Below are 14,733 nucleotides of genomic sequence, written 5' to 3' on the forward strand. Positions count from 1 at the left end.
GAAGCGGGCCTACCGCATCAGCGACCAGGAAAGCTTCGATACCGCGCAGGAGCTGTTGCGGCGCGAAGGCATCCTGGCCGGGTCCTCGTCCGGCGCGCTGTTGGCCGCCGCATTGCGCTACTGCCGCGCCCAGACCGAGCCCAAGCGGGTGGTGACGCTGGTGTGTGACAGCGGCAACAAGTATCTGTCCAAGATGTACAACCGCGACTGGCTGGTGGACCAGGGGATGCTGCGCCTGCCCCAGGTCGGCGGCCTGACCGACCTGATCGTGCGCCGCCATCAGGACGGCAGCACGGTGTCTTGCCATCCCGACGAAGCGCTATCGGTTGCCTATCAGCGGATGCGGCTGCATGACGTGTCGCAGCTGCCGGTGCTGAAGGACGACAAGGTGGTTGGTATTCTGGACGAGTGGGACTTGCTGCTGTCGGTGCACGGCGAGCCGGAAAACTTTCGGCAGAACGTGGAAAGCGCGATGAGCAGCCAGGTGCGGACGCTGACGCCGCAAGCCTCGCTGCAGGATCTGCTGCAAGTGTTCAATGATGGCCACATCGCGTTGCTGGTTGACCAGGGCCGCTACCTGGGCCTGATCACCCAGGCTGATCTATTGGCCTTCTGGCGCCGCCAGCCGCGCGCCGCCTAACTTCCCGGGCCCGGCGTATCCGGCTGCCGGGCCGCACCCTTTGATTCGATAGGACTGAACATGACCGATTTCCACACCCTTGCCGTGACCGCTGGCGCCCATGAAGATGCGTTCGGCGCGGTGATGCCGCCGATCTACGCCACCTCCACCTACCGCCAGCACGCGCCGGGCGAGCATACAGGCTACGAATACTCGCGTTCGCAAAATCCGACGCGCGAAGCGCTGGAGCGGGCGGTGGCCGAGCTGGAGGGCGGCGCGCGCGGCTACGCCTTCGGCTCCGGACTGGCGGCCATCTCCACCGTGCTGGAGCTGCTGCCGGCCGGCAGCCACCTGATCGCGGTCAACGACCTGTACGGCGGCACTTACCGGCTGTTCGAGAAGGTGCGCAAAATCAGCGCCAATCTGGAAGTGACTTATGTCGCATCCGACGACAGCGCGGCGCTGCAGGCCGCCATCCGCCCCAATACCCGGATGGTCTGGGTGGAGACGCCGTCCAATCCGCTCAACCAATTGGTGGATTTGCGGCTGGTGGCCGATATCGCCCGCCAGCATCGCCTGATCAGCGTGGCCGACAACACCTTCGCCTCGCCGGTCAACCAGCGGCCGCTGGATTTCGGCTTCGACATCGTGGTGCACTCCGCCACCAAGTATCTGAACGGCCACTCCGATGTGGTGGCCGGGGTGGCGGTGGCCAGCCAGAACCGGCCGGACCTGGCCGAGCAGCTTGCCTTCCTGCACAACGCGGTGGGCGCGGTGCTGGACGCCTTCGCCAGCTTCCTGGTGCTGCGCGGCTTGCGCACGCTGGCGTTGCGCATCGACCAGCACAACCGCAACGGCCTGGCGATCGCGCACTGGCTGGAGCGGCAACCCCACGTGGAGAAAGTGCTGTATCCGGGACTGGAGAGCCATCCGCAGCACCAACTGGCGCGCCGGCAAATGCAAGGCTTCGGCGGGGTGGTGTCGTTCTACCTGAAAGGCGATGCGGCCAATACCCGCGCTTTCCTGGCCAAGCTCAAACTGTTCACGCTGGCCGAAAGCCTGGGAGGGGTGGAGAGCCTGGTGTGCCTGCCGTCGGCGATGACCCATGCGTCGATTCCGGCCGAGCGCCGCGCCGCATTGGGCATCCATGACAACCTGATCCGCCTGTCGGTGGGAGTGGAGGGCGAGGCGGCGCTGATCGCCGACCTGGCGCAGGCCTGGTAGGACAGGCGCGGCGCTTTGCCGTTAGAATCGTCCATCATGCCCAACCTCGACAGGAGAACGATATGAGCATTTACCGTCACAAGCAGGGCGCCCGTCTGGCCGAAGCCGTGGTCAGCAATGGCCTGATCTTCCTCGCCGGCCAGGTGCCTGAAAACACCGACGCCGATGCCCGCGGCCAGACGGAAAACGTGCTGGGGCAGATCGACGCGCTGCTGAAGGAACTGGATTCGGACAAGAGCAAGATAGTCGACGTTACCATCTTCCTGTCCAGCCTGGCGGATTACGATGCGATGAACGCCGCTTGGGACGCCTGGGTGCCGGCCGGCCATGTGCCCGCCCGCGCCACAGTGGAGGCCAAGCTGGCCAATCCGGCCTGGAAGGTGGAGATCAAGCTGGTGGCCGCGCGCTGATTCGCCTGTTGGTCCGCAAAGGCCCGTTGCCGCAAGGCAGCGGGCTTTTTTCATGGCGGCGGCAGACGGTATTGCCGGTCTTTATGCTGTCGTCGAGCTGGAGGCCTCCTTGGGTGGTTGCCGACGCTGCCTGGCATTGGGGCTGATCTTCAACCATAGGCGGGACGGCGCGGCGCGGACAAGCGGGCACTGGTCTTCAGGGCAGAAACGGTTTGATTTTTGGCTTTGATTTATGCAGGAGAATATATTTAATTGATTGATTTTAAAGATAAAAATTAAATGGATAGACCTGGTTGGCATTGTTGCTTTGCTGAATAGCCGCCGCTATGACTAGCAATGCATGCTCTGGACATAATCCGGCGGCATGCCGTCATGCACTGCAACCGCATCTCAACCCAGGAGAGTCGAAACATGCAGTCAAATTCCGTAATCATCGCAGTGTTGCTTAGTCTGGCCACGCTGGCTGGAGGCCCGGCGGCGGCCCAAGCCGTTCCATCCGCGGCGGCGCAACAAGTCGCCGCCCAAGAGCGCGATGCCGCCGCTGCCGCCAGCCGGGGGCTGGCACAATTCGCGCGGCAGACTCTGCAGGACTTCGGCGGCCGGCTGCCGGAAGGCTTCCCGCTGGACGTGGCGAGAGCGGGCGATCTGGCCGCTGCGCGCGTTGGTCCCGGTTTTCCGCTATACAGCGTCGATCCGCAAAAGCTGCTGACCGGCGGCGACATCAGCCAGTTGATGGCGCCTACCGGCAGCTGGCGTTTTGTCATCTACCTGCAGCAGCGGCCGCTTGGCTTGGTGACCGTTGAGCGGGTGGCCGGACGTTGGGAGGCGGTGGCTTATGGCGCGGCCGGATTGGCCAAGAGTCTGGAATCGCTGCAGGCCGCGTACGGTAACGCCGCGCGCAGCAATACCCGCTTTGTCAGGGTGTACCAGGCGCAGGCCGACTTCCTGGAAGTGACGCCGGCCGGCGGCGGCAAGCCCCGCTTCGCCGCGCTGAATCCGGCTTATCAACCGCTGCAGCGCCAGGCCGCCGGCGCAGGCGCCAATGGTCTGCTGGATAGCGCCGATTTCATCGAATCCCTGCGCGCCACGGTGCGCAGCAACCTTTCCAATGTCCGCTGAACCGGGAGAAAGCCATGATGAACAAGGCAATCGGCAAGATCGCGCTGGCGGCGGCGCTGCTGGCGGGCAGCGCTGTGGCGCTGGCGGACAGCAAAGTGCTGAATGTGCCGCTGACGGTGCAGGAGCATAGCCAATGGTGCTGGGCGGGCTCCAGCAAGGGGGTGCTGGGCCTGTATAAACAGACGCCCAGCCAATGCGCGATCGCCAATTGGGCATTCGGCATCAACTACGCCTGCGGCAACAGCAACTTCAACTGGAACAGCGACGCCAACAGCCCCAACAATATGTATGGCGGCGGCGGCAGCCTGCAGGACATTCTCACCCATTGGGGGGTGTCGAACTTCTCCGTCAACGACTACCTGACCTGGGCGCATGTGGTGCAGGACATCCAGGCCAACCGGCCATTCGTGATGCGCTATGGCTGGACCAGCGGCGGCGGGCATTTCATCGTCGGACGCGGCTATCAGACGGGCAGCGGCGGCAATTACATCTATATGATGAATCCGTGGCCGGGCGAGGGCATGACCTATGCCAGCTACAGCAGCGTGGTGTCGGCCAGCGACCATGACTGGACCGACACCCTGCGGATGAATGTCAGCCCTTGAAGCATCGGGAACTGAATAAAGTAAAACGGCAGGCCGCAAGCCTGTCGTTTTACTTTAACGCCGCCGGTATTGTCAGAATTTGCCGGCGAAGCGCAGCGCTTCGGCTGGCGGCTTGCCTGTCAGGAAGTCTTCCACCGCCCGCACCAGTTGCCCGGCTAGTCCGTCTTGCTGGGCATTCACCGGAATCACGTCCAGGCTGCGGGTCCAGGTCAGCTGGCGTTTGGCCAGCTGACGGGTGGCTGCGGTGCCGCGTTCGATGAATTCCTGGCGGTCGTACAGGCCGTCCTGATGCTCCCAGGCCTGGCGGTAGCCGACGCAGCGCATCGATGGCAGGTCCAGCGTCAACTCGGGGTAGGCGGCGCGCAAATGGCTGACCTCATCCAGGAAGCCCTGCTCCAGCATGATTTCGAAGCGTTGGCCGATGCGCTGGTGCAGCCAGCCGCGTTCTTGCGGCACCAATGCCAGCGACAAGCGGCGGAAGCTGGCGCCGGCCTCCTTGCCCTGAGCGAGCAGCTCGGACATCGGCCGTCCGCTCAGCAGGCACACTTCCAGCGCGCGGTGGATGCGCTGGGCGTCGTTGGGGTTGAGTCGCGCGGCGGTGGTCGGGTCCAGTCGGGCCAGACGGGCATGCAGCGCCGGCCAGCCAAGCCTAGCGGCGTCTGCGTCCAACTCCGCCCGCAACGCGGGATCGGCTTGCGGCAGATCCGACAGGCCTTCCAGCAGCGCCTTGTAGTACAGCATGGTGCCGCCCACCAGCAGCGGGATGTTGCCGCGGGTGGTGATTTCGGCTATCAGGCGATTGGCGTCGGCGTGGAACTGGGCCGCCGAATAGCTCTGCAGCGGGCTGATGATGTCTATCAGATGGTGCGGGCAGGCCGCCATCTCGGCGGCGCTGGGTTTGGCGCTGCCGATGTCCATGCCGCGGTAGACCAGCGCCGAGTCGACGCTGACGATCTCCAGCGGGAAGTGGCGGGCCATCTCCAGTGCCAGGCCGGTCTTGCCGGAGGCGGTGGGGCCCATCAACAGGATGGCTTGTGGGGTGTCGCTCATGGAAATACTCGCTGCAATCAGGGGGCGATTGTCGCATAGCCGGCGCGGGCATGCGCAAAAGGCTTGACCTCGCCGCCCAGCTGTTTACGATGGGAGTATCCATCCGGAGAGCATCCAATGAAAATCGAAGCCGCCAGCGAGAGTCATCTGCCAGCATATCGCCGTTATTTCCAGGCCTGCCGCGCAGAGGGACTGGAATACTATCGGGAGCTGGACGGCGATGCCGGGGAATGGCTGCGGCAGTTGCTGCGGCACGCGGAGCGCGAGTCGCTGCCGGAAGGGTGGGTGCCGTATCAGACCTGGTTCCTGGTGACCGGCGAAGGCGAGATCGCCGGCGCGGCCCGTTTGCGGCAGGGCGAGACGGATGTGATACAGGACGAAATCGGCCATATCGGCTTTGAAGTGTTGCCGCCGTGGCGCGGCAATGGCTATGGCCGGGTGCTGCTGCAATATGTGCAGGCATTGGGCCTTTGTCCGGCTTGCGGTACCTGGGTGGTGGTGTGCGACGCCGCCAGCTCGGCGTCCATTCGCACCATAGAGTCCTGCGGCGGCCAGCGGCTGGAGGACATGCCGCAGAAGGATGGCAGGGTGCTCAGGCGTTTCAGTCTGACTTCGCTGGCCGGAATGCTGGATTAGTTTCCCGCGCGGCGAAAAACGTGTAGAATCGGAGGCTTCCCGCGCTAAGCCCCCGTAATTCTCCGGCATCCCGGTTTAATGTCCACCATTACCGATTTAAAATATCTGAAGATCGTGCTGGAAACAGCCTTGTTGACGGCCCAGGAACCCTTGTCGGTTTTCCAGTTGAAAAAGCTGTTCACCGAGGACGTCAAGGCGGCGCTGATCAATGATATTCTGGACGATATCCAGGGTGATTGGCGCGGACGCGGGATAGAGCTGGTCAAGCTGGCTTCCGGCTGGCGCTTTCGCGCACGGGCCGAGTTCACGCCTTATCTCAACCGGCTCAATCCGGAAAAGCCGCCGCGTTATTCGCGGGCGGTAATGGAAACCCTGGCTATCATCGCCTACAAACAACCTGTGACCCGTGGCGACATCGAGGCGATACGCGGCGTATCTGTCTCCACCAACGTGATGCAGGCCCTGCTGGAGCGGGGCTGGATCGAAGTCATCGGTCACAAGGATGTACCGGGCCGTCCCGGCCTGTACGCCACTACGCGCAAGTTTTTGGACGATCTGAGCTTTGTCTCGCTCAACGACCTGCCGCCATTGGCGGAACTGGGCAGCCTGGTGATGCCGGACACCCAATTGCAAGACGACCGCCCCGATGCGGGCGCAGACGATCTCCCCCTCGACGATGAGGCGGACAATTTAGAGCCTGTCGCAGAATAAGTTTTTCTGCCAGTTGCTCCCACGGAAAGAGCAAACACATGTCTACAAAAGGACAACGTACCCACGCGCGCCAGCCGGCTGCTCGTGCCAAAGGTGGTGAAACCGCACAACCGCGTCAGAACGCCGGCCGCAGCCAGGCTCAGGGCCAGCAGCGCCAGGGCAAGCCCGGCGCCGGCTCCCAGCCCCGCTTCCCGCAGCAGGCCGGCAGCGGTCAGCAGCAGAACCGCCGCAACGGCCCGCCCCGCCAGCAGCGCGATGCTAATGGTAATCCGGTGGTGCCGTCGCAGAACGGCGTGCCGCTGTTCAAGCTGAGCCGCCGCGAACAGGAGCAGCAGGCGCTGGCCGCCGCCCGCACCAAGCCGGTGTACACCCGCGACAGCAATGGCGATGTCAATGGCAATGTGGCGTTTGACCACGAACGCCGTTTCGGCAACAAGAACGCCGCCACGCCTGTCGACGGCAATGCCCCCAAGGCGCGCGGCCCCAGGCCGGAAGGCGAGGGCCGCGGTCGTCCGCAGCCGGTGCAGAAGGCCAAGAAGCTGCGTCTGCGCAGCCCTAGCCAGGACATCAAGAGCAAGTCGCAGAAGCTGAAGGAAGTGCGCGTCGATCTGAACGAGATCGAGCCGATTCGCTTGCAGAAGGCGCTGTCCTCGTCCGGCGTCGGTTCGCGTCGCGAAATGGAAGAATGGATCGAGGCCGGCCTGGTTACCGTCAACGGCAAGAAGGCCAGCCTGGGCGACAAGGTCGGCCCGCACGACCGCGTGATGGTCAAGGGCGATGCGATCAAGCTGAAATGGCCTGACCGCCTGCCGCGCGTGATCATGTACCACAAGGAAGAGGGCGAGATCGTCACCCGCGACGATCCGGAAGGCCGCGTCACGGTATTCGACCGCCTGCCGCAAGCCAAGTCCAGCCGCTGGGTGGCCATCGGCCGCCTGGACGTCAACACCTCCGGCCTGCTGTTGATCACCACCAGCGGCGAGCTGGCCAACCGCATGATGCACCCCAGCTTCGAAGTGGAGCGCGAGTACTCGGTGCGGGTGATGGGCGAATTGACCCCGGAAATCTCGAAGGAGATGGTCAAGGGCGTGGAGCTGGAAGACGGCCCGGCGCGCTTCGACCGCATTTTCCAGACCGGCGGCCAGGAAGAGTCGGCCAACCAGTGGTACAACGTGGTGATCAAGGAAGGCCGCAATCGCGAAGTGCGCCGCATGTTCGAGCATTTCGGTCTGACCGTCAGCCGGCTGATGCGCGTGCGTTTCGGCAATATCGGCCTGCCGCCGCGGCTGAAGCGCGGCCAGTTCTACGAGCTGAATCCGGCCGAAGTGGCCGCGGTGATGAAATGGTCCAATCTGACCGTTACCGGCGGCAAGAAGGCTCCGACCCAGCGCAAGGCCTCGGCGCGCAAGCCGCGGACGCCGCGTCCGGAGTAAGGCCGGCCGTCCTCGAGGATGGCTTGTCCGCTGAAGCATGGGTGATCGCCGGTTGGCGGTTGCCCGTTTTGTTTTTGGGTGGAGACGCGTGGAAGAATTCGATCAGAACGAAACCGGCCTGCCGTTGCCGCTGGAGCCGCGCAGGCTGCGCGCCGCCATCGTCATCATCGAGGGCGGACGGCTGCTGCTGATGCACAGGATCAAGCAGGGCAAGGATTATTACGTGCTGCCCGGCGGCAACATCAAGAAGAACGAAACCCCGGCGATAGCCTGCGTGCGCGAAACGCGCGAGGAGACTGGGCTAAATGTCTGGCTGGGCGACAAGCTGTGCGTGCTGGAAAGCCATAACCGCACCGAGCATGTGTTTGTGGCGCGGGAGCACCGCGGCATGCTGCGCCTGGGCGGGCCGGAGTTGGCGAAGCTGTCGCCGGACAATCATTACGAACTGGCCTGGCTGGATGCCGACGCGCTGAGGAGGGTCAAGCTGCGGCCCAAGTCGCTGCTGCCGTATTGCCTGGCGTTGCTGGAAGGCGGCGACGGCTCCACGCCTCAGGCATAATGAAGCGGGCGCCGGGCGCGGCGACAGTCAATCAGCAGGACGGGAAGAATCATGAGCAAGGCGTTCACCAAGGAAGAAGACCAGGCGGAAGACGAGCTGCCATCCGAGCAGCGGCTGCCGGCATCGAGCAAGAACTACATCACGCCCCGCGGCTGGCAGCGCCTGAAGGACGAGCTGTACCATCTGGTCAACCGCGAGCGACCGGAGATGGTGCAGGTGGTCAACTGGGCGGCCAGCAACGGCGACCGCTCTGAAAACGGCGATTACCTGTACGGCAAGCGCCGGCTGCGGGAGATAGACCGCCGCATCCGCTTCCTGACCAAGCGGCTGGAGATCGCCGAGGTGGTGGACCCGGAAACCCGCGAGGCGACCGACCAGATCTTCTTCTCCGCCACGGTGCTGATCCGGCGCGGCGACGGCAATGAACAGCGGTTGGCGATCGTCGGCGTCGACGAGATCGATCTGCCGCGCGGCCATATCAGCTGGATCTCGCCGATCGCGCGCGCCTTGCTGAAAGCGCGCGAGGGCGACAGCGTGCTGTTCCGCGGTCCGGATGGCGACGAGGACATCGAAGTGCTGGAGGTGAGCTACCGCAAGGTGGAGTGAGCGTCTGGCGCGCCGGTGGCGCGGATGGCAAGAGAAACGGCCCTGTCGTCATCGACCGGGCCGTTTGCTTTGCATCGGCATCCGCCGTTCAGGGCAGAATGTGCTCGGACAGCTTGCCGTTGATCAGAAACCAGTCGCGGGTGGCCTTGTCGCCGCAGTCGCCGAAGGCGGTCTGCAACAGGCGCTGTTGCTCGCGGTGCAGGCTTTCCTCCAGCTGCAGGCCTTCCTCGCTCAGGCTGAGCTGCTTGACGCGCTTGTCGTGCGGGGCGGCCTGGCTGCATATCAGCTCCATTTCCAGCAGCTGGCGCAGCGGGATGTTGATCGCCTGCTTGGTCACGCCGAGAAAGGCCAGCAAGTCCTTGACCGACAGCTTGGGATAGCGGGCGACGAAGAACAGGATGCGATGATGGACCCGCGCCAGGCCGCGCTTGGCCAGCATCTCGTCCGGCTTGTTGGTCAGCGCCTTGTAGGCGTAGAAAAAAATTTCCACCGCGGCCCTGGTGTCCAGGCTGGTTTCGGCCTCCTTCATCACTGCGGTCGTGCTCATGATGTTCCCTGTTGGTTGATCTGCTCTGCCTAGCATAAGCGTAATTCTGCCGGCGCGCGGATTTGTCTGGCTACGGAGAATGGCGGATATTCATCGGTATCCGTTTGCTTCTTGTCGGCAAGTTGTTCATGCTCAATCCACGCGGTGGATCGTTGGTCTTGATCTTGTCGGCATGGTGGCGCCGTGCTCAGTCCAGTATCCTGGCAGTAGGGGAATATTTCAATGACATTCTCATGCCCCCGCCGGCCGGCGGGGGCGCAGTGTTGCGGCCGGGGCGCGGCCTATCTGGCCAGGCCGCGTTTTTGCAGCATCGGACCCGCGCTGGGGGCGTGGCCGCAGAAGGCCTGAAAGGTCAGTTGAGGATCGCGCGCGTTGCCGACGCTGAAGATGTGGCGATGCAGGCCGTCGGCCAATCCAGCGTCAAAGGCGTCGCCCTTGGCCTCGAAGACCGCGAACGCCTCGGCCTCCAGCACCTCGGCCCACATGTAGACGTAATAACCCGCCGCGTAGCCGCCGTTGAACAAGTGATTGAAGTGCGGCAGGCGGTGGGCCAGCCCGGCTTCCGGCGGCAGGCCGTAGCGGCGGCAGATTCCGTCTTCGAAGGCGGCGACGTCGTCCACGCCTTCGCCGGCCTGATGCAGCGCCAGGTCCAGCAGCGCGGAGATGGTGTAGCGCACGGTGGCGTAGCCTTGCTGGAAATTCTGCGCCGCCAGGATCTTGGCCACCAGCGCCGCCGGGATCGCCTCGCCGCTTTCGATGTGGCGCGCATGTCGCGCCAGCACCTCGGGCACCAGCGCCCAGTTCTCCAGCAGCTGCGACGGCAGCTCGACGAAATCGCGCAGCACCTGGGTGCCGGACAGGCGCTGGTAGCGCACATTGGACAGCAGGTGGTGCAGGCCGTGGCCGAACTCGTGGAACAGGGTGCGCACGTCGTCGAAGCTAAGCAGCGTCGGGCTGGCCTTGGCGAAGTTGGTGTTGTTGACGGCGATGGGCAGCGAGACGCCGCCATTGCGGCCCTGGGCGCGGTAGACGCTGGCCCAGGCGCCGCCCGACTTGCCGGGGCGGGCGAAGTTGTCGCTGAGGAAAACGCCGACCAGCTCGCCATGCCGGTACACCTCCCAGCCCTTCACGTCGGGGTGGTAGCGCGGCAGGTCGTCGCGGGCGACGAAGCTGAGGCCGAACAGCCGGCCGGCGACGTCGAACATCGCAGCCTGCATGTTTTCCAGGCTGAAATAGGGCTTCACTTCGGCGTCGTCCAGCGCGTAATGCTCCAGCCGCACCTTCTCCGCCAGATGGCGCCAGTCCCAGGGCTGGATGTCTTCGTTCAGTCCCAGCTTGCGCGCCACCGCCTGCAATTGCAGTTTTTCCCGCGCCAGCAGGGCCTTGGCCGGCTCCCACGCTTGTTCCAGCAGGCGGTGGACGGCTTCGGGCGTGCCGGCCATGCGGTCGGTCAGCGCGTAATCAGCGTAGTTGGCGTAGCCCAGCAGCCGGGCTTGTTGCTGGCGCAAAGCCATGATGCGGGTGATCAGCGGGCGATTGTCGCGCTGCGCCTGTTCGCCGCGTCCCACCCAGGCGCGCCAGGCGGATTCGCGCAGGTCGGCGCGGCTGGAGTGGGCGAGGAAGGTGGTGACGGACGAACGCGCCAGCGTAACCGCGTGGCCGTCCAGGCCGCGCTCGCGCGCGGTTTGCGCCGCGGCGGCGCGCAGGGAGGCCGGCAGACCGGCGAGATCGTCCTCGTTGTGCAAACGCAGTACGAATTCGGACTCGTCGGCCAGCACGTTCTGGCCGAATTGCGCGGACAGTCGGGCCAGTTCCGCGCTGGCGTCGGCGAACTCGCGGCGCGCCTCGCCCTGAAGACAGGAGCCGGCCATCACGAAGTCGCGGTGCAGCCGCTGCAGCAGCCGGCGCTGCTCTTCGTTCAATTCCAGCTGCGGCGCTTGCCGCAGCACCGCGTCCAGCCGGGCGAACAGTTTCTCATCCAGATAGATGGCGCCGTGGTGGGCGGCCAGCTGCGGCGCCAGTTCGCGCTCGGCGGCTTGCAGTTCGGCGTCGGAGTGCGAGCTGCGCAGATTGTGGAATACCAGCGATACGCGCTTGAGCGGCAGCGCGGCGGCGTCCAGCGCCTCCACGGTGTTGGCAAAGCTGGCGGGCTCCGCTTGATTGGCGATGGCGGCGACGGCGGCGCGATGTTCGGCCATCAACTGCCGCAAAGACGGAGCGAAGTGTTCGGCGCGGATGGCATCGAACGGCGGCAGTTGGTGCGGGGTGTCCCAGTTTTGCAGCAGCGGATTGCTCATGATGGTTGCTCTGTGGTGAGAGTGATGGTTGCGCGGAGGGGGCCGCCGCCGGCGGCCTATCGCTTCGTCAAGGCATGGGCGGCGGAAAACATCGCAATTACTGGGACTGGCTGGCGTTCCAGGGCTGGTACTGGATGTCGCCGGGCGTCACCTTGAATTGCTTGCTGATGTGGGCGACGATCGGGTCCCATTGCGCGCGCTGGCTGGTTGGGTAACGGATGCCGAAGGTCATGAACTGGTCGTCCACCAGATAGGTCTTTTGGTAGAAAATCTTGTCGCCCTCGGTGCCAGAAATCACGAACCAGTCTTTCTTGATGGTTTTGAAGGCGATTTTGCGGGGCTGGCCGGATTCGGATGATTGCTTCAAGTCGTCGTGGAATTCGCTTTGTAGCGTGTCTTCGGTGACGTTGTTGATGCCGGATGCGGTCATGACGGTTTGTCCATCCGGCGAAGTGAAGGTCATGCCGTCGCCGTTATCGGATCCTTCGCCCGCGATCAACAAACCCTTGGGAAAGGGCAGGGAGAAGGGAAAACGGCCGTTTTCATAGGTTTCGTAGCGGACCGGGGCAGCCTGTTTGGCTGCGACATGGTCTTGAGGCGCGGCCTGGTGCGTGGGGTGCTGCGATTTCCAGAATAGCGCGCCGATGGCGACGAGGGCAATGGTCGGGAGTAGCCACTTGATGGCATCGCCGATTTTTATTGTCATGCTTGCAGGGTCACGATTAGTTTAATGGAATGGCAATTTTATCCGTTCCGGGGCGCGGCAGGTATGGACCATTCGGGCGCGGTTGATTGCCGCGCGTGGGAAAAGCAAGCGGGCGGGGGAAGATCCGCCCGGCTGGCAGCGGTCTTACACCAGGCCGCGTTTCTTCAGCATCGCCGCGGCTTGGGGATCGCGGCCGCGGAAGGCGCGGAAGGCGGCGCGCTGCTCGCGGGCGTCGCCGGCGCCGTAGATGTAGCGGTGCAGCTTTTCCGCCAATTCCGGATCGAACGGATCGTCCGCCTCTTCAAAGGCGGCGAACGCTTCCGCCTCCAACACTTCCGCCCACATGTAGACGTAGTAGCCGGCGGCGTAGGCGTCGTCGGAGAAGATGTGGCCGAAATGCGGCGGGCGATGGTTCATGCCGGCTTCCATCGGGATGCCCAGCCGTTCGCGCTCGGCGGCTTCGAAGGCGGCGATGTCTATGCCATCCTGGTCGGCCCGCTGGTGCAGCGCCAGGTCTATCAGCGTGGACGCGGCGTAGCGCACGGTTTCGAAACCCTGGTTGAAGTGGCGGGCCGCCTTGATTTTGGCGACCAGCTCGGCCGCGATAGGCGCGCCGGTTTCGGCGTGGCGGGCATGCTTTTCCAGGACTTCAGGCACCAGCGCCCAGTTTTCCATCAACTGCGATGGTAGCTCGACGTAGTCCCATGGGCTGTTGGGGCCGGACAGCAGCCGGTAGTGGACGTTGGACAGCAGGCCGTGCAGGCCGTGGCCGAATTCGTGGAACAGCGTGCGCACGTCGTCGGCGCTGAGCAGGGTGGCGCCCTGGCTCGCCTTGGCGAAGTTGTTGTTGTTGCTGATGATGGGCAGTACTTTGCCGCCGTTGTCGGACTGCGGACGGTAAACGCTCATCCAGGCGCCGCTGCGCTTGCTCGGCCGCGCGTAGTTGTCGCCGATGAACAGGCCGATCAATTCGCCGTTCCGGCTGACTTCCCACAACCGGGCGTCCGGATGGTAGAGCTTGGCGTCATGCTTTTCCTGGAAGCTCAGGCCGAACAGGCGGCCGGCGACGTCGAACATCGCGGCGGTCATATTGTCTAGGCTGAAGTAGGGTTTGATCTCGGCGTCATTCAGCGCATAGCGGGCGATGCGCACTTTCTCCGCCAGGTAGAACCAGTCCCAGGGTTGGAGGTCGGCCGGCTCGCCCAGGCGGACCGCCTCTTCCCGCAGCATGGTTTTTTCCGACTGGAAACGCGCTTTGGCCGGTTCCCACACCTGGGACAGCAGATCGTGGACCGCTTGCGGCGTACCGGCCATGCGGTTGGCGATGGCGTAGTCGGCGAAGTTGGCGTAGCCCAGCAACTGGGCCTGCTCCACGCGCAGCGCCAGTATCTGTTTCGCCAATGGGCGGTTGTCGCGTTCGGCATGTTCGCCGCGGCTGGTCCAGGCGTGCCAGGCCTGTTCGCGCAGATCGCGGCGGGCGGAGTAGGTGAGGAAGGGCACGATGGACGAGCGCGACAGCGTGATGGCGTAGCCCGCCAGTTGGCGCGCCTTGGCGGCACCGCAGGCGGCATCGAGCAGGAAGGGCGGCAGGCCGGCAAGATCGTCCTCAGCCAGTTGCAGCGCGTATTCGGCTTCGTCGGCCAGCGTGTTCTGGCTGAAGGCGGTGGTCAGCTCCGCCAGTCGCGATACCACTTGGGCGTAACGCTGGCGCGCTTCGCCTTGCAGCTTGGCGCCGGCGCGCACGAAGGTGCGATGGATCAGGTCCAGCAGCCGGCTTTGCTCTTCGCTGAGGTCCAGCTGGCCGCGCTGCTGATGCACGGCGTCCAGCCGGGCGAAGAAGCCCTCGTGCATGTAGATGGCGCTATCGTGTTCCGCCAGGCGCGGCGCCATGTTGCGCTCCACCTCCTGCAGTTCCGGCGAGGTGTGCGAGCTGGTCAGATTGTCCAGCAGCAGCCTGGCGCGTTCCAGCCGCTCGCCGCAGCGGTCGAATGCCGCCGCGGTGTTGGCGAAGCTGGGCGCGCCGGCCAAGGCGGCCAGCGCGTCGATTTCGGCCAGGTGTCCGGCGAACAGGACTTCAAAAGCCGGCTCGAAGTGCTCGGCGCGGATCAGGTCGAACGGAGGCAGCTGGTGCGGGGTGGACCAGTCGTGCAGCAAGGGATTGGCGTTCATGGCGCTTGTCTTTGTCGTGGGTGGTGACGGTGATACAGCCCA

The 14,733-nt window shown here is 64.4% G+C and carries 15 protein-coding genes; 10 read left to right on the top strand and 5 right to left on the bottom strand.

Going from position 1 to position 14,733, the window contains the following annotated elements:
• The 5 genes from BI344_RS19870 to BI344_RS19890 form a co-directional block, all read left to right on the top strand.
• Positions 1 to 640 (top strand): CBS domain-containing protein (locus tag BI344_RS19870; RefSeq protein WP_139167086.1); only part of this gene is annotated, 640 nt, incomplete at its 5' end.
• A 60-nt stretch (positions 641 to 700) separates the two neighbouring features.
• A complete protein-coding gene (locus BI344_RS19875) occupies positions 701 to 1,843 on the top strand; it encodes a trans-sulfuration enzyme family protein (RefSeq protein ID WP_071114538.1) in 1,143 nt (380 codons plus the stop codon).
• 62 nt (positions 1,844 to 1,905) lie between these two features.
• On the top strand, positions 1,906 to 2,253 hold the full coding sequence (locus BI344_RS19880) for a RidA family protein (protein WP_071114539.1): 348 nt from the start codon (positions 1,906 to 1,908) through the stop codon (positions 2,251 to 2,253).
• A gap of 411 nt (positions 2,254 to 2,664) precedes the next feature.
• Entirely contained in the window at positions 2,665 to 3,372 is a 708-nt protein-coding gene (locus tag BI344_RS19885; protein WP_071114540.1) for a hypothetical protein, read from the top strand.
• Between the two features lie 14 nt (positions 3,373 to 3,386).
• A complete protein-coding gene (locus tag BI344_RS19890) occupies positions 3,387 to 3,977 on the top strand; it encodes a C39 family peptidase (RefSeq protein ID WP_239690837.1) in 591 nt (196 codons plus the stop codon).
• A gap of 72 nt (positions 3,978 to 4,049) precedes the next feature.
• On the opposite strand, the gene miaA is transcribed toward BI344_RS19890, so the two are convergent.
• On the bottom strand, positions 4,050 to 5,027 hold the full coding sequence (gene miaA, locus BI344_RS19895) for a tRNA (adenosine(37)-N6)-dimethylallyltransferase MiaA (RefSeq protein ID WP_071114541.1): 978 nt from the start codon (positions 5,025 to 5,027) through the stop codon (positions 4,050 to 4,052).
• 117 nt (positions 5,028 to 5,144) lie between these two features.
• Between miaA and BI344_RS19900 the strand changes: the two genes are divergently transcribed.
• From BI344_RS19900 to greB, 5 genes are all read left to right on the top strand, one after another.
• Entirely contained in the window at positions 5,145 to 5,663 is a 519-nt protein-coding gene (locus tag BI344_RS19900) for a GNAT family N-acetyltransferase (protein ID WP_071114542.1), read from the top strand.
• A 78-nt stretch (positions 5,664 to 5,741) separates the two neighbouring features.
• Positions 5,742 to 6,374, top strand: coding sequence for an SMC-Scp complex subunit ScpB (gene scpB / locus BI344_RS19905; RefSeq protein ID WP_071114543.1), 633 nt, complete (start codon positions 5,742 to 5,744; stop codon positions 6,372 to 6,374).
• 38 nt (positions 6,375 to 6,412) lie between these two features.
• On the top strand, positions 6,413 to 7,807 hold the full coding sequence (locus tag BI344_RS19910; RefSeq protein ID WP_071114544.1) for a pseudouridine synthase: 1,395 nt from the start codon (positions 6,413 to 6,415) through the stop codon (positions 7,805 to 7,807).
• Positions 7,808 to 7,895: 88 nt separating this feature from the next.
• Positions 7,896 to 8,366 carry an NUDIX domain-containing protein gene (locus BI344_RS19915; RefSeq protein ID WP_158020748.1) on the top strand — a complete coding sequence of 157 codons (471 nt, stop codon included), beginning with the start codon at positions 7,896 to 7,898 and terminating at the stop codon, positions 8,364 to 8,366.
• 51 nt (positions 8,367 to 8,417) lie between these two features.
• Positions 8,418 to 8,972, top strand: a complete 555-nt coding sequence (greB, locus tag BI344_RS19920; RefSeq protein ID WP_071114545.1) for a transcription elongation factor GreB — start codon at positions 8,418 to 8,420, stop codon at positions 8,970 to 8,972.
• Between the two features lie 88 nt (positions 8,973 to 9,060).
• On the opposite strand, the gene BI344_RS19925 is transcribed toward greB, so the two are convergent.
• The 4 genes from BI344_RS19925 to BI344_RS19940 all read right to left on the bottom strand — a co-directional run bounded on the left by BI344_RS19925 (position 9,061) and on the right by BI344_RS19940 (position 14,691).
• The gene (locus BI344_RS19925) at positions 9,061 to 9,519 is read right to left on the bottom strand and encodes a MarR family winged helix-turn-helix transcriptional regulator (RefSeq protein WP_239690838.1); all 459 of its coding nucleotides are present in this window, start codon (positions 9,517 to 9,519) and stop codon (positions 9,061 to 9,063) included.
• Positions 9,520 to 9,800: 281 nt separating this feature from the next.
• Positions 9,801 to 11,816: a M3 family metallopeptidase gene (locus BI344_RS19930; protein ID WP_071114546.1), complete on the bottom strand. Its 2,016-nt coding sequence runs from the start codon at positions 11,814 to 11,816 to the stop codon at positions 9,801 to 9,803.
• A gap of 97 nt (positions 11,817 to 11,913) precedes the next feature.
• The gene (locus BI344_RS19935) at positions 11,914 to 12,522 is read right to left on the bottom strand and encodes a hypothetical protein (protein WP_071114547.1); all 609 of its coding nucleotides are present in this window, start codon (positions 12,520 to 12,522) and stop codon (positions 11,914 to 11,916) included.
• A gap of 144 nt (positions 12,523 to 12,666) precedes the next feature.
• Positions 12,667 to 14,691, bottom strand: a complete 2,025-nt coding sequence (locus BI344_RS19940) for a M3 family metallopeptidase (protein WP_071114548.1) — start codon at positions 14,689 to 14,691, stop codon at positions 12,667 to 12,669.
• Positions 14,692 to 14,733 lie beyond the last annotated feature (42 nt).

Source organism: Chromobacterium sphagni, assembly GCF_001855555.1.
Taxonomy (GTDB): domain Bacteria; phylum Pseudomonadota; class Gammaproteobacteria; order Burkholderiales; family Chromobacteriaceae; genus Chromobacterium; species Chromobacterium sphagni.